18 protein-coding genes are annotated in these 21064 nt (G+C 47.7%); 10 read left to right on the forward strand and 8 right to left on the reverse strand.

Going from position 1 to position 21064, the window contains the following annotated elements; genetic code table 11:
• Positions 1 to 12 precede the first annotated feature (12 nt).
• The 8 genes from DTO96_RS05450 (at position 13) to DTO96_RS05485 (ending at position 9228) form a co-directional block, all read left to right on the forward strand.
• Positions 13 to 894: a Rossmann-like and DUF2520 domain-containing protein gene (locus DTO96_RS05450; protein WP_114562566.1), complete on the forward strand. Its 882-nt coding sequence runs from the start codon at positions 13 to 15 to the stop codon at positions 892 to 894.
• Positions 895 to 1335: 441 nt separating this feature from the next.
• Positions 1336 to 2271, forward strand: a complete 936-nt coding sequence (locus DTO96_RS05455; protein ID WP_192879036.1) for a DMT family transporter — start codon at positions 1336 to 1338, stop codon at positions 2269 to 2271.
• Between the two features lie 44 nt (positions 2272 to 2315).
• Positions 2316 to 3284 carry a helix-turn-helix transcriptional regulator gene (locus DTO96_RS05460; protein ID WP_114562567.1) on the forward strand — a complete coding sequence of 323 codons (969 nt, stop codon included), beginning with the start codon at positions 2316 to 2318 and terminating at the stop codon, positions 3282 to 3284.
• An 82-nt stretch (positions 3285 to 3366) separates the two neighbouring features.
• Complete coding sequence (locus tag DTO96_RS05465; RefSeq protein ID WP_157964336.1) at positions 3367 to 4125, forward strand: PP2C family protein-serine/threonine phosphatase; 759 nt, start codon at positions 3367 to 3369, stop codon at positions 4123 to 4125.
• A 48-nt stretch (positions 4126 to 4173) separates the two neighbouring features.
• Positions 4174 to 5094, forward strand: coding sequence for a hypothetical protein (locus tag DTO96_RS05470; protein ID WP_114562569.1), 921 nt, complete (start codon positions 4174 to 4176; stop codon positions 5092 to 5094).
• Positions 5087 to 6475 (forward strand): PDDEXK-like family protein, encoded by a 1389-nt coding sequence (locus DTO96_RS05475; protein WP_114562570.1) that lies wholly within the window; start codon positions 5087 to 5089, stop codon positions 6473 to 6475. Before DTO96_RS05470 ends, DTO96_RS05475 begins: the two co-directional genes overlap by 8 nt.
• 115 nt (positions 6476 to 6590) lie before the next feature.
• Complete coding sequence (gene rimO / locus DTO96_RS05480; protein ID WP_114562571.1) at positions 6591 to 7946, forward strand: 30S ribosomal protein S12 methylthiotransferase RimO; 1356 nt, start codon at positions 6591 to 6593, stop codon at positions 7944 to 7946.
• 58 nt (positions 7947 to 8004) lie between these two features.
• Entirely contained in the window at positions 8005 to 9228 is a 1224-nt protein-coding gene (locus DTO96_RS05485) for a PQQ-dependent sugar dehydrogenase (RefSeq protein WP_157964337.1), read from the forward strand.
• Between the two features lie 214 nt (positions 9229 to 9442).
• Here the strand turns inward: DTO96_RS05485 and DTO96_RS05490 are convergent, their stop codons facing one another.
• From DTO96_RS05490 to DTO96_RS05510, 4 genes are all read right to left on the reverse strand, one after another.
• A complete protein-coding gene (locus DTO96_RS05490; protein ID WP_114562573.1) occupies positions 9443 to 10561 on the reverse strand; it encodes a polysaccharide deacetylase family protein in 1119 nt (372 codons plus the stop codon).
• A 352-nt stretch (positions 10562 to 10913) separates the two neighbouring features.
• Positions 10914 to 11792, reverse strand: a complete 879-nt coding sequence (locus tag DTO96_RS05500) for a dienelactone hydrolase family protein (RefSeq protein ID WP_114562575.1) — start codon at positions 11790 to 11792, stop codon at positions 10914 to 10916.
• A 360-nt stretch (positions 11793 to 12152) separates the two neighbouring features.
• On the reverse strand, positions 12153 to 12791 hold the full coding sequence (pgmB, locus tag DTO96_RS05505) for a beta-phosphoglucomutase (RefSeq protein ID WP_114562576.1): 639 nt from the start codon (positions 12789 to 12791) through the stop codon (positions 12153 to 12155).
• A gap of 219 nt (positions 12792 to 13010) precedes the next feature.
• Positions 13011 to 15332 (reverse strand): glycoside hydrolase family 65 protein, encoded by a 2322-nt coding sequence (locus tag DTO96_RS05510; protein ID WP_114562577.1) that lies wholly within the window; start codon positions 15330 to 15332, stop codon positions 13011 to 13013.
• Between the two features lie 282 nt (positions 15333 to 15614).
• Here DTO96_RS05510 and DTO96_RS05515 point away from each other — a divergent pair, with 282 nt between their 5' ends.
• The gene (locus tag DTO96_RS05515; RefSeq protein WP_114562578.1) at positions 15615 to 17018 is read left to right on the forward strand and encodes an L-serine ammonia-lyase; all 1404 of its coding nucleotides are present in this window, start codon (positions 15615 to 15617) and stop codon (positions 17016 to 17018) included.
• 88 nt (positions 17019 to 17106) lie between these two features.
• Here the strand turns inward: DTO96_RS05515 and DTO96_RS05520 are convergent, their stop codons facing one another.
• Positions 17107 to 18438 (reverse strand): agmatine deiminase family protein, encoded by a 1332-nt coding sequence (locus DTO96_RS05520; RefSeq protein ID WP_114562579.1) that lies wholly within the window; start codon positions 18436 to 18438, stop codon positions 17107 to 17109.
• A 176-nt stretch (positions 18439 to 18614) separates the two neighbouring features.
• On the opposite strand from DTO96_RS05520, the gene DTO96_RS05525 reads away from it, so the two are divergent.
• Positions 18615 to 18938 carry a hypothetical protein gene (locus tag DTO96_RS05525; protein ID WP_157964338.1) on the forward strand — a complete coding sequence of 108 codons (324 nt, stop codon included), beginning with the start codon at positions 18615 to 18617 and terminating at the stop codon, positions 18936 to 18938.
• A gap of 116 nt (positions 18939 to 19054) precedes the next feature.
• Here DTO96_RS05525 and DTO96_RS05530 read toward each other — a convergent pair whose 3' ends face one another.
• The 3 genes from DTO96_RS05530 to DTO96_RS05540 all read right to left on the reverse strand — a co-directional run bounded on the left by DTO96_RS05530 (position 19055) and on the right by DTO96_RS05540 (position 20911).
• Positions 19055 to 19576, reverse strand: coding sequence for a hypothetical protein (locus DTO96_RS05530; RefSeq protein ID WP_114562581.1), 522 nt, complete (start codon positions 19574 to 19576; stop codon positions 19055 to 19057).
• A 76-nt stretch (positions 19577 to 19652) separates the two neighbouring features.
• Positions 19653 to 20234, reverse strand: coding sequence for a chromate transporter (locus tag DTO96_RS05535; protein WP_114562582.1), 582 nt, complete (start codon positions 20232 to 20234; stop codon positions 19653 to 19655).
• Positions 20231 to 20911: a chromate transporter gene (locus tag DTO96_RS05540; RefSeq protein ID WP_373277825.1), complete on the reverse strand. Its 681-nt coding sequence runs from the start codon at positions 20909 to 20911 to the stop codon at positions 20231 to 20233. Before DTO96_RS05540 ends, DTO96_RS05535 begins: the two co-directional genes overlap by 4 nt.
• Between the last annotated feature and the right edge of the window lie 153 nt (positions 20912 to 21064).

Genomic DNA, 21064 nt, shown 5'->3' on the forward strand with positions numbered 1-21064 from the left:
AGCCATCACTTCATGCACACACTCAACATCATCGGCGCAGGGCGCGTGGGGCAAACCTTGGCGCGGCTTTGGCATGCACACTCTGTTTTTCAAATCGGTGCGGTTTGTAATCGCAGTATTGGCAGTGCACAAGCGGCGGTTGATTTTATACAAGCAGGCACCGCTTTTGATGTGGACGCTCTTTCACTTTTACCCGCCGCTGATGTCTGGTTGTTGGCGTGTCCTGACGACCAGCTACAGGCGTGTTGTACTGATTTAAGTAAGCATGGCGCGTTCAATCAAGACTCAATCGTCTTTCATTGCAGCGGCGCGTTGACCGCGCATGAGGTGCTGCAATCTGCAAAAAACTGCGGTGCGCAGATCGCCAGTGCTCATCCGATTAAAAGTTTCGCCAACCCTGACTCAGCGGTGCAAGGTTTCACAGGCACTTTTTGCGGTACGGAAGGTGACGCTGCGGCATTGGCTGTTTTAGAATCGGCTTTTGCTGCAATTGGTGGGCACTGTTTTACGATTAAGCCTGAATCGAAAACCTTGTATCACGCGGCCAGTGTGATGGCGTGCAATTACCTTGTGGCATTGCAGGAGGTCAGCATTCAGGCTTTTACGCAAGCGGGTGTGGCGCGTGAGCAGGCGATGGCGATTTTGCAGCCGATTGTCAGCGATACGGTGAATAATGTTTTCAGCATGGGCACGCAAGCTGCGTTGACGGGGCCGATAGCCCGTGGCGATGCGGCTGTGGTGGAGAAGCAAGTCGCCGCTTTGAAGGGATGGCGTATGGATTATGCGCAAATGTATCAGCAGCTTGGGCAAGTGACTTTAACGCTGGCAGAGCCTTGTGGCATCAGTGATCAAACTGCACGCAGGTTGGCGGACATATTGGGTCGTGAGGATTAACGCGATGGGGCGCTTTTAAAAAATAATTTCAAAAATTTCAAAATAAACCATGTGCTTTAATTAAGCATGCCGTCACTCCCGCATGCTGTTGGCGGGAGTCCAGTCAAATGCGTCGCTTTTGTGTTGCCTTTTATTGGTTTTATACGGGGTTGTAAAACGCCTTCCATCTCATTGGATTGAGCAAGCATTTCTCGAAACATCGCTTGATTCATTTTCCAGTTAAATCCATGCAGAAATGATGATATGGGGTGATTTGAGTGCGCGGATTCTATTGAATTCAATGAACACATGCGTTTGTATGTGATTCATCATTAGTGCCAATCAAATATTGACCCAATGCGCTTAATCGGTAGAACAACGATATAATGAAAGCCGATGAACCGAAGATCAACCCAGCCCAACGCCCATCGTCCATGGGCGTTTTTCAATGAAGTGTCATTTATGAGTACCAGCCAAACCTATTCCACCCGCCAACGAAAAACCGCGCTCATGTGGGCGATTTTGGGTGCCTTGTTTTTTTCAACCAAAGCCATTTTGGCAAAGCTCATGTACCGTGAAGGCGCGGATGGCGTGGATGTGCTGACGCTGCGGATGATTTTTGCCTTACCCTTTTTTATCATGATTGGCCTGTGGGCGCGTCGCTCGCAACCATATCAGATGACGCGCAACGATTATGTGCAGGTGTGCGTGGTCGGTTTCTTTGGTTATTACATCGCCAGCTTGTTTGATTTTTTAGGCTTGCAATACATCACCGTCGGCTTGGAGCGTTTGATTTTGTTCCTCACACCTTCTATGGTGCTGATTATTTCAAAGTTCTTTTTAAAGAAAAATATTGATGTTAAACAATGGCTTGCCATGATTCTGGCTTATGTGGGGATTGTCTTGGTCTTTTGGCATGAGTTGGAAGTGGGCGGTTCAAACATTGCGCTTGGCTCCGCGTTGGTGTTTGGCAGTGCGTTGTCGTATGCCACCTATTTATTAATGACAGGCGAGTTGGTCAAACGTTTGGGTGCAACGCGCTTGGTCGCTTATGCAATGGCGGTCTCAACGGTATTGTGCCTCATGCATTACGTGGTGCTGCGCGATTGGCATGGTTTATTGAGCAAAAATGCGGTCGTTTATGGTTATTCATTGCTCAACGCGCTGTTGTGCACCGTCGCACCTGTTGTCCTCACCATGCTCGCTGTCGCTCGACTCGGCTCGCCGATTGTCTCGCAAGTCGGTATGGTTGGCCCCGTCGCCACGGTCGGCATGGGTTACTTTTTCCTCGGAGAGCCCGTCACCACGACCCAACTGATGGGCACAGCGTTGGTGATTGTGGGGATCTTCTTGGTGGGGAAAGTGGCGGGGCAAAGTAAATCAATTCAAGCAAAGTAAGCAAGATAAAATGAATTGATTTTGATGATGAGAAGGGCTGAAAAATGGTCAAAAGAGCAAATGACATTGCTGCATTGAGGCTGGGCATGGAATTGCTTAAACGCATCCCTCGCCATCGAAAGATCAGCAGCAAGGAGTTGCATCAACAACTCAATGGCACGCCTTATGAAAGAAGTAAACGCACCATTGAACGGCATTTGATTGCTTTGTGTGAGCATTTTGATATTGAGTGTGATGACAGTTCAAAACCATATGGTTTTCGTTGGAAAGATCAGGCGGGTGGTTTGAGTTTATTGCAAATGAATGAATCAGAAGCTTTATTCATGGAGCTGGCAAGACGGCATTTAAGTGCCTTGTTACCAGCATCTCTACAAAACCACATGCATGGTTTTTTTGAAAATGCACAATCCACGTTACGCCATCATTCAAGCGATACAGCAAATAACGATTGGTTGAAAAAAGTCATGGTTGTCAATACCTTGCAGCCATTGCTTGTGCCGATGGTGGATGAAAAAGTGTTTAAAGCGGTGAGTGATGCGCTTTATCACAACCATTGGTTGAAAGTGACGTTTAGCAACGCAAAAGGCGAGATCAAAACCAAACAAGTCAAACCTTTGGGCTTGGCACAAAAAGATGATGGTCGGCTGTATTTGGTTGTGCGATTTGAAGGGCATGAAGGCGTAGCGCAAAACCGCCAACTCGTGCTCAATCGCATTCAAACCGCGCACGACACAGGGCGCACATTCACCCCGCCTGACGACTTTGACTTGCGCGAGTACGATGCGCGAGGCGGTTTTGGTTTTGGTCATGGAACCCACATTCATCTTGAGTTTGTCATTAAAAAGCACGCAGGGCAGCATTTGTATGAAAGTCGTTTGTCCGAAGACCAAACCATTCAAGCACATGGTGATGAGCTCAAAATACAAGCCACCGTTGTTGACAGCATGCGTTTGGACAAGTGGTTGTTTAGTTTTGGCTCTGATGTTTGGGGTGTACAGAAGCAAGCCATTTAATTTTCACGTATTTATTTTTGTGCGACACAAAATGTCGCACAATTTGTTTTAATCATGGCTTAAACCACATAACAGGATGGCCATGTTCACTGTCACCACCACGCAGCATCGAGGCAAACAACAACGCGAGCAACAAGATGCCTTGTTCGATGGCACGCGTACAGTCCAATCGCTCAATCACCCTGTCAGCTGCAACGCCCATCACACCAAAGGGTTGTTAATTGCGGTGGCTGATGGCGTATCTGTCAGTCCACATCCCGATTTAGCCAGTCGATATTGGATGGACATGCTGGCTCAAACTCAGCACAGCCATTCTTTTGACGCGCGTTTGCTTCGTCAAATACACTCACAAATGTGCAAAAAAATGGCGAGGGGCGAGACCTACGGCTCATCCACCACACTGGTCGCGGCGAGCATCAAAAACAATTTGTGCACCATTCTCAATGTCGGCGACAGCCGCGCGTATCACATCAATACCCAAGGCGACTGGCAGCAGCTCAGTCATGACCACACCGTGCTCAATGAATTCATCGCTTCAGGTCAAGCGCAATCGGATGAAGATTATGCCGACATTTACAGCGGTTTAGCACATTGTTTGGTGGCGGATGAGGGCGCATTTGATTTTGCCATTGCGCGGGCTGAAAAATCTTTAGCTGTCGGTGAGTGCATATTGCTGTGCTCCGACGGCGTGCACGACGTACTCAGTGCTGAAGTTTTGCAACAGAGCTTTAAGGAATATCCACCCAGAGAATGCGTCACGCATTGGCGCAAGCAAATTTTGCGCATGGGCGCACCTGACAATTTTAGTATTGTGTTGGCTCAACTTGAATCCTTGGCGTAATCAAATCAATACGTTTCGAGATATAGCAAAAACGAAGAAAGGAAAATAATGGGCTGGATAGACGACGTGACCGAGCTGTATGTGAGCATTCGACATCAAAAAAATGATGAGACTGATGAGAGCAATCAACACACCCTTGAAATCGCTGCCGTTGAACTCAAGCACGGCGTGGAAACGGGTTGGGATTTTTGTTGCGCCATTCAACGCATCCATGCCTTTGAGCAATGGACACACATCGAACGCGCTCAATCTCAACAGCAACTCACCGAGTTTTTAACACGGATAAATGACGCGGTGCTCTACACCTATTATGGACAAATAGACTGCTTGCCATTGGAGCGACTGCTTAAACAATTGAACCTACCCAAGCTGAGTGCAAATGCTTTGTTCGGCGATGCCATACAAGAACGCGCACGCCGTCGGTTTGTGCATCATTCTTGTGACTTGCTTTGGGTGGCGCAGCAATTGGGCATTTCGCATGACGATAATCGAATGACAGCCTTGCAAGAAGCGCAGTTGCTCGCGCAGATTACACTGAAATTACTGCTGACGGATAAGCCGAAAGAGATGGACTGGGGCATGTTTGAGCGCATAGAATTGCAGCGCTTGAACCAAATACGCCAAACGTACGACATCGATGGGCACGTCGTATTTCAAACCGATGCCGACACCAGTGGCTTGCTTGAAAATGAAAATGGTCATTGTGTGGTGACATCCATCAACCACCGCTGGGTTTGGCAGCACAATGCCATGTCAGATGGTCAAATTCAAGTCATGAATGTGGTTCAAATGCGCATTGATGCATTGATTGATGCGCGTATCATGGCGAGAAAAAATGAAGCAGTTGAGTCAAAAAGTCGATTCGATGCAAATGGAGTGATTTATTTTGATGTGCAAGGTATTCGCCTTGTTTGGTTGTCGGATGGTGAAGTGTTTAATTTAATGAAGGAGGGAAATGTAGATGGGTGAAGACTTAAAAGCAATGACAGACTTATTTGAAAAACTGTCAATGTATCATTTGGCACAGCAGGAAATGGAAAAATCACAAGTCAATGGTTTCAATATATTCACCATTTTGCGCAAGCCAGGTGAGGAAGTGGCATTGCACTCGCGATTTTTAGCGGAACTGCTCAGCCCAAAAGGAAGCCATGGCAAAGGTGATGTGTTTCAAAAGCTGTTTATCGAGCAGGTCATCAATAACGCAATCGGAACGGAAGAAGATGATTGGCAACGTTCACCGATAAGCACTGACTCAAGTTTTAGCTGTTACTACGAAAATAGCGATGACGTTGATGGGCGAATTGACCTTGTTTTGCGCCGCAATGATTGTGCGGTTGTCATTGAAAATAAAATTTACGCCTCAGACCAAAAAAGTCAATTGAAAAGGTACTTTGAGGCCGCTAAAGTATGGGTAGGCGATGAAGCCAAGGTTTATGTGGTTTATCTTAATCTGTATGGTGAGGATGTAAGTGATAACGGGCGTGGTGGACTGGCCAATAAAGATTACGGCATCATCACTTATGAGACAGACATCAAGAATTGGCTTGAGTCATGTGCGAAAGAGGCATTTGATGTACCGCACTTGCGTGAAACCATTGTGCAGTACAAACGACTTGTTGAGCGATTGACGGGACAAACATTATCAGCGAGGTATAAAATGAAGGTTAAAGAACTATTGAAACAAGGCAATAATTTCAAGTTGGCGGTTGAAGTCAGCAAAACCCTTAAAGGCATTCAGCTGGACACACAAATGGCAATTTGGCGAGAGCTGAAAGAGTCATTGAAGAATAAAAGCTTTACTTTTAACTATGTGGGTAGCACGTTTGAAGAAAAGGAAAAGAATTCTGCGGAGGTTTTTGAAAAAAAATTCGTAAAAAAATACTATGATTTGAGATCGGCCACCAGACATTATGGGCTTGAATGTCGTTTAGGTGATTTTCAAAATGAGTTCGGCATTCATTTTTATATTGAACTGGGTCATCGGCTTTATTTTGGATTTGCAGTATCTAAAGGTAAAGTTAGAGGAAAACATGCTACTAATGAAAAATTAAAAACATTATGTTCAGAGGTATCAGGATTGTTTGAATTGACTCAAGGAGACAAGGGGGAACCAATGTGGTGGTTGGGCGGAAAGATTGGAATACCTAAGCGCATGATTAACATGAAAACGATTGATGCTGAAGGTTCACATTTCACCGATTTGGTTAACCCCGAAAAGCGTAAAGAATGGATTGAAGAAACAAGCAATCAAATCGTCACACTGATTGAAGACTTCAACAGAAATTGCGGTTCATTGTTAAGTAAATCTAATTTTGAATTTGTTTCTTCAAATGATACAAACGGTTGCTGATTAAAACACAACAATAGTTTAGAGCCTTAATCAGCGGGCTGTTATACAATGTGGGTTTGCACGGTTTGTACCGTGCAGCCCATTTTTTATGGGCAAAACACACATAGAGAATGCCATGACTGACTTAAATTCCCCTAAAATCGGTTTCGTTTCACTCGGTTGCCCGAAGGCACTGGTTGATTCCGAAGATATTTTGACCAAACTGCGCACGGAGGGTTATGCGATTTCGCCGTCGTATGAAGATGCGGATTTGGTTGTGGTCAATACCTGCGGTTTTATTGACAGCGCGGTGCAAGAGTCGCTGGATGCGATTGGCGAGGCGTTGCACGAGAATGGTAAAGTCGTGGTGACGGGCTGTTTGGGCGCACGTACGGATGAGAACGGTGACAACATGGTGCGCGCGATGCATCCTAAAGTGTTGGCGGTGACGGGGCCGCATGCAACGAATGAGGTGCTGGATGCGGTGCATTTACATTTGCCGCGTCCACATGAGCCGTTCATTGATTTGTTGCCACCGCAGGGCATTAAATTGACGCCGAAACATTATGCGTATTTAAAAATTTCTGAGGGCTGTAATCATCGTTGCACGTTTTGCATCATCCCATCATTGCGTGGTGATTTGGTGTCGCGCCCGATTGGTGAAGTGGTGAAAGAAGCCGAAAAATTGGTGCAGTCTGGTGTGAAAGAGCTGCTTGTGGTGTCGCAGGACACCAGCGCGTACGGCGTGGATGTGAAATTCCGCACGGGTTTCATCAATGGTCGTCCTGTCAAAACCCACATGCAGGAGTTGGTCGGTGAGTTGGCGCAGTTGGGTGCGTGGGTGCGTTTGCATTATGTGTATCCATATCCGCACGTGGACAATGTGATTGAGTTGATGAATCAAGCAGCAGTCAACGGTCATGGTCGCGTCTTGCCTTACCTTGATGTGCCGTTTCAACATGCCCATCCGCGTGTGTTGAAGGCAATGAAGCGCCCTGCGAATGGTGAAAAAGTGCTTGAACGCATCAATGCGTGGCGCAATGCGTGCCCTGATTTGACGATTCGTTCAACATTCATTGCTGGCTTTCCGAGCGAGACCGAAGAAGAGTTTGAATACTTGCTGGACTTCTTGGACGAAGCGCAATTGGATCGCGTCGGTTGTTTCGCTTATTCGCCTGTGGATGGTGCGGTGGCCAATCAAATTGAAGGTGCGTTGCCTGATGAAGTCCGCGAGGAGCGTACAGCGCGTTTCATGGAGAAGCAGCAAGGCATCAGTACGGCGCGTTTGGCGAAAAAAATCGGTTCGGTGCAGACTGTGCTGATTGATGAAGTGGATGAGGACGGTGCGATTGCCCGCAGCATGGCGGATGCGCCCGAAATCGATGGTTCGGTCTACATTGATTACACTGAAACGCCGCTGGAAGTGGGGCAATTTGTTGATGTGAAAATTCATGCCAGCGATGAGTATGATTTGTGGGGTGAGTTGGTTTAAACCCATATTTGAAAAGCCGTTTTGCCCAGTGCATGCGGCTTTTTTATTGGAGAACATAATGAAGTCTGGTGTGCGCTTATTCGGCATGGGTTCAATGGTTGTGTGGTTATTCTTGTCATTGTCGTTATCAGTTTGGACAGGTTCGGCTTTTGCTAAAAATCCATACCCAAATGCAGGCGTGTGTGATGGTTTGCCCAAAGTGAATGTGAAAACCATTTCGGGGACTTGCATGGGTGTGGTGGCATCGGATTTGAAAATGCCACGCGGCGTGTTGCCGTTATCTGATGCTGAGGTTTGGGTGACCGAAATGGGTTCATGGGAAAAGAATCACGGTCGCTTGAGCCGTTTGTCTTTGCAGGGCAATGGCAGTTTTGTGCGCAGCACGTTGTTGGATGGCCTTGATCGACCCCACGCGATTGTGCTGGGGCGTGATGGTTGGGTGTATGTGGCGGAGGCGGGGCGGATTGTGCGCTTGAATCCAAAATCGAGCCCGCTTGTTGCCGAAACTGTGTTGACGGAGTTGCCCGATGAGGGGCATCATCCACTCAAACAAATGGTGTTTGATGCGAATGGCGATTTGTACCTGAGCATGGGGGCGAGAACCGATCATTGCGAAGGCAAAGACAATGCCGCTGCGGGTTTTCCATGTCAAGAAGCGCGGGGTGAGCGTGCGACGGCAAGCATTTGGAAAATCACGTCTTTGTTGAATCAGCCACGCATCAGTGTGTATGCCCGTGGGTTGCGCAATGCAATGGGTATGGCGTGGAGTCCATTGGGTGCTTTGGTCGTTACCGACAATGGTCGGGACAATATTGCTCAAGCGGATAAACAATTGAGCGATGCCCAGTTGCCGCACGATGAGTTGAATGTGGTGAAGCAGGGGCATGATTATGGCTGGCCATATTGCTATGACAACAACCGTTTGAATCCAGAATACCGCATGCGTTCAAAGGCATGTGCGGGTAAGGTCAAGCCCGCTCAACTGTTGCCTGCACACAGCGCGCCGCTGGGCATTCTGTTGTATCCAAACGATGGCGAAATCACGGCGTTGCGGGGCCAATTCTTGATTGCTTTACATGGTTACCGTGACACGGGGCATCGGGTGATCAGCGTGAATGCAGAAACGATGGGCTCATCACATGAGGTTGTGGGCGCTTGGGCTGCGACGGACAATCAACCGATGGGGGCGCCCGTTGAGCTGCGTGCGTCGCCATCGGGTAAACTGTACATCACGGATGATCGCAATGGTGCTTTGTTGCGTTTGACTCATGCGACACGCTGACGAGGATTTAATCATTGATTGGTGCGTTGATTGGTGCTTCGGTTGAGGTTTTGATTGGTATTTAGGTTGTTTTTTGGTTGCACCTTCATCACGCAACGGCAACAACAGGGCATTGGAATGCCCTGTTTAATTGTTTATTGCAGTTATTGCTGTTGTTGTTTATTACGGTTTGTTGCAATGTAAAAATAGACGGTTTGCCTTGAGTTTCTGCACGTTAAAAATATTGACGCAGGTGCTCAGCTGTCACCACTTGGGCTCGGATCTCATGTAAGTAATCGATCAGTCCAACGAATTTATCGTATGACCAATAAATGCTCGATGGTTCTGTGTTGTCGATTCGGTGCAATAAAAAGATCAATAAACCACCGTAATTGTGGCAATCATATACGAGTTTTTTGGCCTTGTCTAAACTCACACCAGGCAGCAAATTAATGATTTTTAATTGTGTTTTGTCGCCTGTTTTTGATTGCAAGCCCTCAATGACGGTTCGACCCATGGCAAAGTAACTTGTGATGATGTTTTGTGTGTCTTGGTTGTAACCACCATTGGCGTACGCCACAATGTCTGCTGATCCACCCATGCCTTGATTTTCTAGTTCCAATTTACAGCTGTTCAGTTCTTTGAGTTGATCTTGATACGACAATGTTTTCAGGTTAATGTGATTGTAAGTGTGGTTGACCATCACGACGCCGTTACCGTGCATTTCTTTCAGTTGTGTCCATGTGCAATAGTCTGTTTTTCCGACACGGCTGGGGGCGATGGCGAGGGTGAATTTATAACCATAGCGGCGAAGCTTGGGGTAAATGACGTTGTATTGATCGTTCCATGCATCGTCTGTCCAAATTAAAACCTTCCCTTGTGATGAATCCATCGTGTCAAACGAATAAAATTGAACATTCGCTGCCCCCAAAGTGTTGGTATCGACCCGCACTTGGTAGCTGACGATGGGCATGTAAGTGAAATTTGCTTTTGTTGCGCCTGTTGAAAACACAAAATCTTTCCAGCCTAATAAAAACTCATTGCGCCCTTTGATGAAGCTGCCTGCAGAAATTTTAAAGTAACCATACTGTGTGTTGTCCGTTTTTAGCGAAAAATACACCGTGATGGCATTGATGTTTTCTGGGGCATCAATGTTGAGGCTTAGCATATAACGTTCACTGATGTTTAAAAAGAAATGGGTGGTGTCGAATGTCCCCGCATTTCTTCGCGCTGTGACGAAGGTGTTCACAGGCACACGAAGTTGTAGATAGTTGTTGGCATCCACACCGACGGAGCCGGTGGTGTTGATGTTTGAGAATAGATTGCTGCCTTGAAAGTTGATGAGTTGGCTCATGTGAACGCCTTTGGGCTTAAGTGTTTGGATGGAAGTGATGGGGTGGTGCTGTAATCAAACGAAATGAGTGAATTCTATTGATTGTTTTCATGTATCAATATTTCAATTTAATGTTGTTCTGTTGATATACAACATTGGTTGTATATTATATTTGTTGTGTTGGTGTGTCAAATGAAAAAAGCCAACCCAGTGGGTTGGCTTCAGTCAATGTAAAATTCAGGCGGATGCGTTGTCGGTTGATGCAAAAAATATGTGTTTCAATGAGACGTTGAAAGGCAATCCTATCTTTTTTAATTTTTCGAAGGTCGGTTTTTTTAATGGGTCGATGTGCCATTGACAATCAATGTCAAGCTTATACACCGTGCTGTTTTAACCAGTTAATGCAACGCAACCAAGCGTCTTTGGCATCATCTGCTTGGTAGCTGGGACGGTAATCCGCATGAAAAGCATGCGATGAGTTGGGATAAATAACGAACTCGGAGCCGCTCGTGCCTTGGCTCAAAGCCTGTTGCATGCATTCAATGGCCTCAAGGGAAATGCCCGTGTCTTGACCCGCATACAATCCAAGCACAGGCGTTTTTAATGTCGAGGCCATTTGAATCGGGTGCGTTGGGTTCATTGGCGACAACTCACCTTCCAGTCGGCCGTACCAAGCCACACCCACTTTGACTTGCGGGTTGTGTGCGGCATACAGCCATGTGATGCGTCCACCCCAGCAAAAACCATTGAGGCCGAGTCGGTTCAAATCGCCGCCATTTTGCCCTGCCCATTTGACAACGTGATCCAAATCATTCATGACTTCAACATCTGGGGTTTTGCGAATGATGTGGGTCATCAAGTCCGCCATGACGGGGTGGGCACTCGGGTTGCCTTGGCGAATGAATAATTCAGGCGCAAGCGCCATATACCCCAACTGTGCAAAACGTCGTGCGACATCGGCGATGTGCTCGTGCACACCAAAAATTTCAGAAATAACCAGCACGACGGGTAGATTTTTACCATCCAATGGTTGTGCGCGGTACATCGGAACCGCCGTGCCGTTGATGGTTAATGTGACGGTTTCAGTCAACAGGCCATCGCTGGGTGTGTGAATGGTTTGAGCGGATACAGGCAAAACCGCTGCGGCAAAGCCCACACCCACTGCGGTTTGAATGAAGTCTCGTCGTGTCACACCATCGGGGTGTGTACTGGGCGGGATGAGGCTTTTTACATCATTGAGGGCATCTGACATGTGCTTTTCCTTGGCATGGTGCAGCGAATCATAAAGTGTAAAAAACCACTTTTGCGCTTATTTGAATTTAGAGGCTTTAGGGTTTTTGAGCCGAGATTCATCACTATAATCCATGATTTTTTCACTGTAAACCAACATGTTGGATGATTGATTAAATGGTTGGTGGGTGGCTCTGTGTGAAAGTCATTATAAAAAAAACAGGTTGCTGGTGAGCGGCCTGTTGGGGGTGTTTTTAAAAGTACCCATGTCAATTGTGCATGCGGTTATTTATGGGCATGCATGCACTGTATAACCTAAATGGATTGTTTTAAATCCAAGCCAAGGCCACTTAAGTCATTTTTTAGGCCTGAATGCAATGTTTTAAATGTAATGCTTTAAGTCAAACTGATGCAGCCCATCAATCACGGTGTCTGCTAAAGTCAGTACGGCTGGATCACCAATGCCAATGGCATACATGCCAGCATCTTTGATGGATTGTAAACCAGCAACGGCATCTTCAATGCCAATGCATTCAGTGACGCTGAGGTTCAGTTGAGCCGCACCTTTGAGGAAAATTTCAGGGTCTGGTTTGCCGTTGATCACGAACCGAGCATCAACCACCGTGTCGAATAAGTCGCTGATGCCCAACCGTGCCAAAATCGCTGGCGCATTTTTGCTGGCGGAGGCCAGACCTGTTTTTAAACCCGCCGCATGAATGGCTTCGAGGGCTTCGCGTGCGCCAGGGAGGAGGTCGCTGGCGTTCATGTCGGCGATGAGCTCAACGTATTCATCATTTTTGCGCGCGGCTTCATTTTCTTTTTCTGCTTCGGTGAGCGAGATGCCGCCGTGTTGCAAAATCAGATTGAGTGAATCCATGCGACCGACGCCTTTGAGTTTCTCATTGAATTCGTGGTCAATGTCAAAGCCCAATCGTTGTGCGAGTTTTTGCCAAGCGATGAAATGAAATTTAGCCGTGTCGGTGATGACACCGTCGAGGTCGAAGATGAAGGCTTGAATCATGGTGTCTCTCTTTTTTTGTTTGAAAATTAAATGACTTAATTAAATGATTGATGGTGCATCCATCCATGAACCATCAATCACAGTCCTTGATCAAAGCCTTTGATCCAGGCCCAACAGCCATCATCGGGGTGGACATTAAAGCGATGCCGATGATGTGCGCGCATCAGCCAAGCCTTGAGCGATGAACACGTGGTTTGTATGGTTGTTCCCAGCCATGTGTTATAAGGTCATGACACAATCTTGTTCAGCCACAACCTCAATTTCCATGCCTTTGTGCGTGATTTTCAGTGCATCACCTTCGAGCAAGGTGTACACGGCGCGCTCTGCTTCAACACGGACTTGTAACAGGCGTTTTTTGATGCGGATGACAAATTGATAATGCGTCCATTGTGCGGGCAGAAACGGCGAAAATTTGGCATGACCGCCAAAGCTGCGCATGCCTGCAAAACCATATACCACGGACATCCACGAACCCGCCAAAGCCGCAGCATGCACGCCATGTTGGGTGTTGTGGTGCAAATTATCCAAATCCAAACGTGCGGTTTGCATGAAGTAGTCGTAGGCTTTTTCGGTGTAACCGACATCAGCGGCCATGATGCTGAAAATGCACGATGACAGCGATGAGTCGTGCGTGGTGATCGCTTCGTAATAATCGTAATCGCGTTTTTTGTCCTCGTTGTTAAACTCGTGACCAAGTAACAATAAAGCCAGCACGACATCGGGTTGCTTGCACACCTGATGGCGGTAGATCACCAATGGGTGGTAATGCAGCAGCAATGGGTATTTGTCTTTCGGCGCGTTGGCGAAGTCCCAAACAGGTTTGTCAAAAAATGCATCGTCCTGTGCATGCAATCCGCGTTCGGCATCATACGGCAGTTTCATGTGGGCGGCGGCATCTTGCCAGACCGCAATTTCTTCGCTGGTCAGGCCGATTTTTTCACGAAGGCTTTCCAATGTTGCAGGGTGGTCTTTTGACAGCCATGCGACGATGTTGACTGCAAATTGCATGTGATGACGGGCCATGGCGTTGGTGAACAGGTTGTTGTTGACAAGCGCGGTGTATTCGTCAGGCCCCGTGACCGTGTAAATGCCAAATTGGCCGTTCGCATCAAACTGACCCAGCGCAGGCCAAATGCGTGCGGTTTCAAACACCACTTCTGCACCCTGCTCAAGCAGGAAGCTGGTGTCGCCTGTGACATCGGTGTATTGGCGAATCGCGTAAGCGATGTCTGCATTGATGTGGTATTGCGCGGTGCCAGCTGGAAAATACGATGAACATTCGGGGCCCGTGATGGTGCGCCACGGGTAGAGTGCACCTTTGTCATGTGCCATTTCGCGGGCACGGGTGCGTGCGGCATCGAGTGTGCTGGCACGGTATTCGAGCAGTTTGCGGGCGATTTCAGGGCGGGTGTGCAGGAAAAATGGCAACACATAAATTTCGGTGTCCCAGAAATAGTGACCATCGTAACCTGCACCCGTCACGCCTTTGGCGGCGATGTTGGTTTTGCCATCTCGCCCTGCGGATTGGAGCAAATGAAATTGAGAGAAGTGCATGCCTTGTTGTAATGACACATCGCCACCAATTTCAACGTTCGCATTGCGCCAAAAGTCAGCCAAATATGTGGTTTGCTCCGCCACCAAGCCATCAAAGCCAATGGCATGGGCTGCACTCAAAGCGCTGTGTGCCGCATCAACCATGAGGTCTTTGCTCACAGATTGACTGCTGATGTAGGCTGCAAATTTAACGATGGAGATGGTTTGACCCACTTCGGCAATGTGGTCAAAGACAAAGCGCGCTTGCTGCTCATCGTGACTGGTCGATGCGGGTGCAGTGGCATGCATGGCGCTGCTGACCACTTCCAAATCGCTGTGGTGGGTGCGGTGTGTGAAGGCCGAGAAATTGTCGCTGGATTTAAACGCAACATAATTCAAAAGTCCACCCAAGGAGGCGCCCACCCGCGGATCGTCGCCTGCTTTGACCGCGCGTGGAAGGTTGCTGATGCTGGAAATCAGGGTGATTTCGCCCGTGAAGTTCAGTGGCGTCACCGCATACCGCACTGCAACAACGGCCATGTGTGAAAAACTCACCAAACGCTCGCTGCGCACGCGCACTTGTTGTCCGCTTTCGGCCGTCCACACATATTCACGCGTCAACACACCCGTTTGGAAATCCATGCGACGGCTGTACTCAGTGAGCTCACCCACGTTCGGATTAAATGCCACACCATCGATTTTAAACGTGATGCCTGTTGCATTTGGGACTCGGACGATGAATTGATTGGCCTTGGCGAAGCCATACGCTGATTCGGGGTAAACGATGGGTTCACTTTCGTAAAAGCCATTCATAAAAACATCATTCTGGGCCGTACCTGCCCATATGTCGCCTTCGTCATGCGCACCACGCACACCAATTTGTCCATTGCCCAGTGTGAACAATGTTTCATGCAAAGCCGCTTGCGAGGGATTAAATTCGGGTTCGCTGATGGCCCAAGGCTCGATGGCGATGTGTGGTGCGGATGTGTGGTGTTCAGTCTGATTCATGCTCGCCTCTGTATATGTATCTCTATTTTTATATGAAAACGTTTTATTTTACAATAATAATTACTGTGCTGTAAGTTAATTGTATGGTGCAGTGAAGCAAATTTTATACAGAATTAAACACGGTTTTTATGTGAAAATTCAGGACAGCCCGTTTCTGTAATTGTATTATGATGAGTAGAAGAGCATCTTTAAAAGGGCTCAATATAAATAATATAAACCATCCAAAAAAGCCTCGTTTGACTATTTTGTCATCAGGCTGTTCAGGTTGTTAGGAGATGCACCATGGCGGTATCCGTCTTTGATTTGTTTAAAATTGGCATTGGGCCGTCCAGCTCACACACTGTGGGACCCATGCGTGCCGCTAAAATGTTTGCTGAACATTTGCAAAAACATGACTTACTCAGCGAAACCAGCCGCGTGCGTGCGCAAATGTATGGTTCGCTGGGTTTGACGGGGATCGGACATGGCACCGATAAAGGGGTGTTGCTTGGCTTGCTGGGTTATGCGCCAGATACGGTACCGATTGAAACGGTGCAAGATGATTTGGATAAAATCAGCCTCGATCAACGTCTGATGCTCATGGGTACGCACGATGTGGCGTTCAGTCTCAAACATGATTTAATTCTGCATCGCCGCCAAGCCTTGGCGGAGCATCCAAATGGCATGAAATTCACCGCGTATGACCATGCCGATCATGTCATCATTGAGCGTAAATATTTATCGGTTGGGGGCGGTTTTGTTGTCACGGTTGGCATGGATCCTGCGCCTGTATTGGATGCTTTCAATGAAGTGAAATACCCGTTCAGCAGCGCAAAGGAGTTGCTGGATATCTGTCAGCGAGAGCAAATCAGCATTGCAGAGCTGATGTTTGCCAATGAATTGACATGGCGCAGTGCAGAGGATGTGCGTGCGGAGTTGATGAACATTTGGAGTGTGATGCAAACCTGCGTGTCGCGTGGTTGTGGCATCAATAACCCTGATGCGACTGGTTATTTACCTGGCGGTTTGAATGTCAAACGCCGCGCAGCTGAACTGTACACCCAGCTCACGCAGCATGCTGAGCGTGCATTGTCCGATCCTTTGTCAGTGATGGATTGGGTGAATTTGTATGCGATTGCGGTGAATGAAGAGAATGCATCGGGTGGGCGTGTCGTCACTGCGCCCACCAATGGTGCGGCGGGCGTGATTCCAGCCGTTATGCATTATTATGAGCGATTCATACTGCGGAGTACGCCATCGGCGCCTGATGAAGGCATCATCACTTTTTTACTGACGGCAGGTGCCGTTGGACTTTTATATAAACTCAATGCTTCGATTTCGGGTGCAGAGGTGGGTTGTCAAGGTGAAGTGGGTGTGGCTTGTTCCATGGCGGCCGCTGGGTTGGCTGCGGTGATGGGGGGCACGCGGGAGCAAATTGAGAATGCGGCTGAGATTGGCATGGAGCACAATTTGGGCTTGACCTGCGATCCTGTGGGTGGTTTGGTGCAAATTCCTTGCATTGAACGCAATGCGATGGGCGCGATTAAAGCAGTCAATGCTGCACGCATGGCATTGAGGGGTGATGGTGTGCATCATGTGTCATTGGACATGGTGATTAAAACCATGCGTGACACGGGAGCCGACATGAAGAGCAAATACAAAGAAACAGCCAAAGGTGGCTTGGCTGTGAATATGGTGGAGTGCTGAGAAAAAATTTGGAAATGGAAAGCACTTTTTGCTTTCCATTTTTTCTTCTCTTTCTTCTCTTTCTTCTCTTTCTTCTCTTTCTTCTCTTTTATCCGCGCGCTTGTCGAGCAGGTTGCTGTTGGGTGGCGCAGTGAATGGTTCCGCCGCCGTTCGCCAAACCATCTGCGGCCATTTGTAAAACGGTGCGTTCAGGGTAGAGTGCTTGGACTGTTTTCAGAGCAGCGGCATCGGCTTTTGGGTCGCCAAATTGTTGCATCATGACGCATTTATTGGCCACATAAAAGCCAATGTAGCCCGCAGCAAATGAGTTTTCATTGAATAAGTTGTCTGACCAATTGTTGCGTGAGAGGACAGCATTGGCAACCTTCTCCGCATCAGGTGCGACCAAAGGGTATAGGTTCAAGCGTCGTCCTTTGGCATCGGTTGCAGATTCTAAAATTTTCTTGTGCTCATGGGTCAACTCGTATTCAGGTGACTCAGGGTCGTTGTCCAGACCGTATGCGACCCGATGGGGGCCCACAAAACGGGCATAAAAATCAATGTGACCATCGGTGATGTCTTGTGCTTTTAAGCCTGGTAACCAAATGACTTTTTGCACGCCCAGTAAACGCAGCAATTCATGTTCAACTTCAGTCTTTGTGCGGTTTGGGTTGCGGTTTGGGTTTAAAATGCAGCTTTCGGTACAAATCGCGGTGCCTTCGCCGTCAACTTCAATGCCGCCACCTTCCAATACAAGCCACGTGCTGAGTTCGGGTGTTTGAGTGCGTTGTAAAATGAAGTGGGCAACAGCTTTGTCATTTTTGATGGGTTGTGCTGAAATGCCATTTTTGGCTTTTTCTGGGTCTCGCCGCCAACCCGCTGCACCTGTGTCGTCTTGCCCCCAACCATTGAAATTAAAATTCACGCCATGCCATTGCTGCTCGCTGTCAGATACAAAAATGGGGCCTGTATCGCGCATCCACAAATCATCCACTGCTTGTGAAATCAATTCAACTTTGCCGCCCGATTCGACGTTGGGTAAAACCGCATTGTGACCTGATCCTAATGTTAATGTGTTGGTGGTGTTTCCATGTAAAAGGCTGGCGAGTAAAGCTTTTGCCTCAGTCATGTCATTGGGTGAAACCAGCATTTTCACCGCCTCAAATCGTGACAATTGAATCGCAATGTTCATCAAATTGCGTCGAGCCAATGCGCGGCTGGCGCCATACGCGCCTGTCGTCCCCCACGCTTGCGCGGTGGCACCATAGGCCATCCATGTGGCATCGTGTGCTTCGCTTTCTTCGGGCATGCGTGTGTTGAGGTTGGTTTTTTTTGTAGATGTTGACTGCACACCATCATCCGCACATGACAGCAGGGGAAAAGACATGATGGGCAATAAAGCCGCACCGCTGAGGCCTTTTAAAAAATGTCGACGCTTCATTGTTGCTCCTTGTTGTGTGTTTTATTGTGGTATGGGTGTGGAACGGTTGGATGTGAACCCATGTTTTATAAACTTTTAATCTGAGATGGAGTTGTTGGTTCAGGTCGATTATAATCGCTGAATCACCGTTGTTTCACAGAAAATGGATTTATTTTGAAGACACACACAGAGGGCACATGATGGAAGATAAAATACAAACATTTAGACAGCCGCTCGTGACTGCGACTGGGATTATTCTCGGCTTTATCCTGAATTTTGCCTCAACGTGGGTGAAATCAGACAGTCACCTCAGCGATTTTTTGGCTTATGTTGTGGGGGCATGCATTCTTTTTGGGACGACGTGTTTGATTGTGGTATTGGGTCGAGTGTTGCGCATGGATTACCCGCGAGCCAATGCTGAGGCGTATTACAAACGAACATTGAAATTATTCATTTGGGGAGTGAGTGTGGCTTTTGCGGGCGTGTTAATTGATATGTTTGGCAATTTTATGGCGGTCTAAACCTCATTGCTCAAACGATCATATTGTGGGTTGAAGGTATTGATCAACCCACATTTTTATGTTGTGCGTTTTAATCCATCATGGGTTAAAACGAATGGCATGGACTGGCTTTACCATCACTCGATTTTAGACGCCGTCCAGCTTTTAATCAACGTTGTTTGATCTTCGCAATGCCTTTGCAAATAATTCAAATTATTGTCGATGACGGCATGTAAATCATATTGCCCATCTTGACGGAGGGTGAAATGCTGATTCGAGAGTTTGACAATGCTGTCTTCCCATTCAATGCCCGCATGAATATGGTATGCCCGCTCTCTTGGCCGAATGCAGAGGTATGACTGTGCTTGGCGTATGGCTATGACATCAAGTGCATTGATGCCATAAATGTGAAATTGTCGCTCTACAGGTAATTTTGACTCATCTACAATAACCTCTTCAAAGTCATCGCAATATACTGATATTTCATAGCAAGGTAAGCCGTCAAGCACCTCCATAAATGCCAGCTTAATTCTTTCTTGTGTCATTGCTGTATCCCCTTTTTTTGTAATATTAAAAAGATAAACACGAGCATTGTGTATGTGTAGTGGCTCGGAAGAGGCGGCAAAGTTGTTATGGGTGGAGTGCGTCGCTGTTATCATTATACGCGCATTAAATGATGTGGGGGGCTTCCAGAAAGCACTTTTCAAGCGATGAGTTTTCAACTAAATGAAAGACTTACAAAGAAATGAAAGCGCCCAATATTGCGCCCGCAATCAGCATCCAAAGGGAGTGCGTTTTTGTTTTCCAGGCCAGCACTGCCGTAACCGCTGTGAGCAGCCACAGTGGCCAATTGTGAATATCTTGGCCTTGTTGATTACTGGCTGTGCTGAGCAACCAACCAATGGACAGCAATAAGGCCACCACAATTGGAGCCATGCCTTGCATGAATACGCGCACACCGATTTGATCGCGGTTGCTGCGACACCAACGGGTTGCATAATATGTCAACAGCATGCTCGGTAAAAGTGCGCCCAACATGCTCAGTGTCATGCCCAACATGGCCTGCCCATAACCGCCCGCATTGAGGCCGACGTTCCAGCCGAATAAAGCAATATACAAGGTGTTGGGTCCTGGCGATGTCTGAGCAAGGGCAATCGACGAGGCGAATTGAGCCTCTGTGAGCCAATGCTGATCAACCACTAAAAAACGGTGCATGTCTGGGATGGTCGTCACTGCGCCGCCAATCGCCATCAGAGACAATGATAAAAAATGACCAAATAAGCCGAGCCAATCGTACCAATTTAAACTGATGTTCATGGTGCATCCTGATGTGGGGAGTGATCGTTCAAATGGTGTGCAATCTGTTGCTCAGTGTGTGTATTAGATTTGTTTAATAGAAGGATTCGCCGATAAGTCCAAAGGCAGGCCAAGCCACCGAGTCCGAGCAATACACGAATCAATGGTTGGTGCAAAAGCGCCACAGCAATGAATGTGGCGCTTGTGAGTAAGGCGCATGCAGTGATGCCCATGATGTTCTTTTTAAGTGCAGTCATCAATTTTAGACCCGCAGCCATGATGAGCCCTGCTGCAGCGGCACTCATGCCACGCAAAGCACCTTGAGCCATCGGCAGATCAGCCACTTGTGCAAACAAAGTTGAGAGCAGCAGCACGAGCACCAAAGGGCCAAGCAACATACCGGCCAGTGCAGCCACAGCACCGCGCCCACCAAAGTGGCGTTCGCCAATCATGATGGACAGGTTGATCACGTTGGGGCCAGGCAATATTTGCGCCACCGCCCAATCTTCGATGAACTCTTTATGGGTCAACCACTTCTTTTTTTCAACCAATTCTCTCTGGATGATGCCCAGCACCCCACCAAAGCCTTGCAGCGAAAGCCAATTGAAAGATAAAAACAGGTCCCAAACGGATGTGGGGGCGTTGCGATGTGGGTGTGTTGGCGACATGTTTTGAATGGTTGTTGTTTCAGTGTGCATTCAGTGTCATTCAGTGTAAATGAAGTGGTTTTTATGTGAATGTCACTGCGAATGTTTATGGGTGGGTTGTCATTTTAACCGCAGCGGCTTACACCTGACTTTTAAAAAAACGGGCTTGAAGGCGGCAAACGATCAGGCTTCGATGCCATATCA

The organism is Ephemeroptericola cinctiostellae, from assembly GCF_003339525.1.
GTDB lineage: Bacteria > Pseudomonadota > Gammaproteobacteria > Burkholderiales > Burkholderiaceae > Hydromonas > Hydromonas cinctiostellae.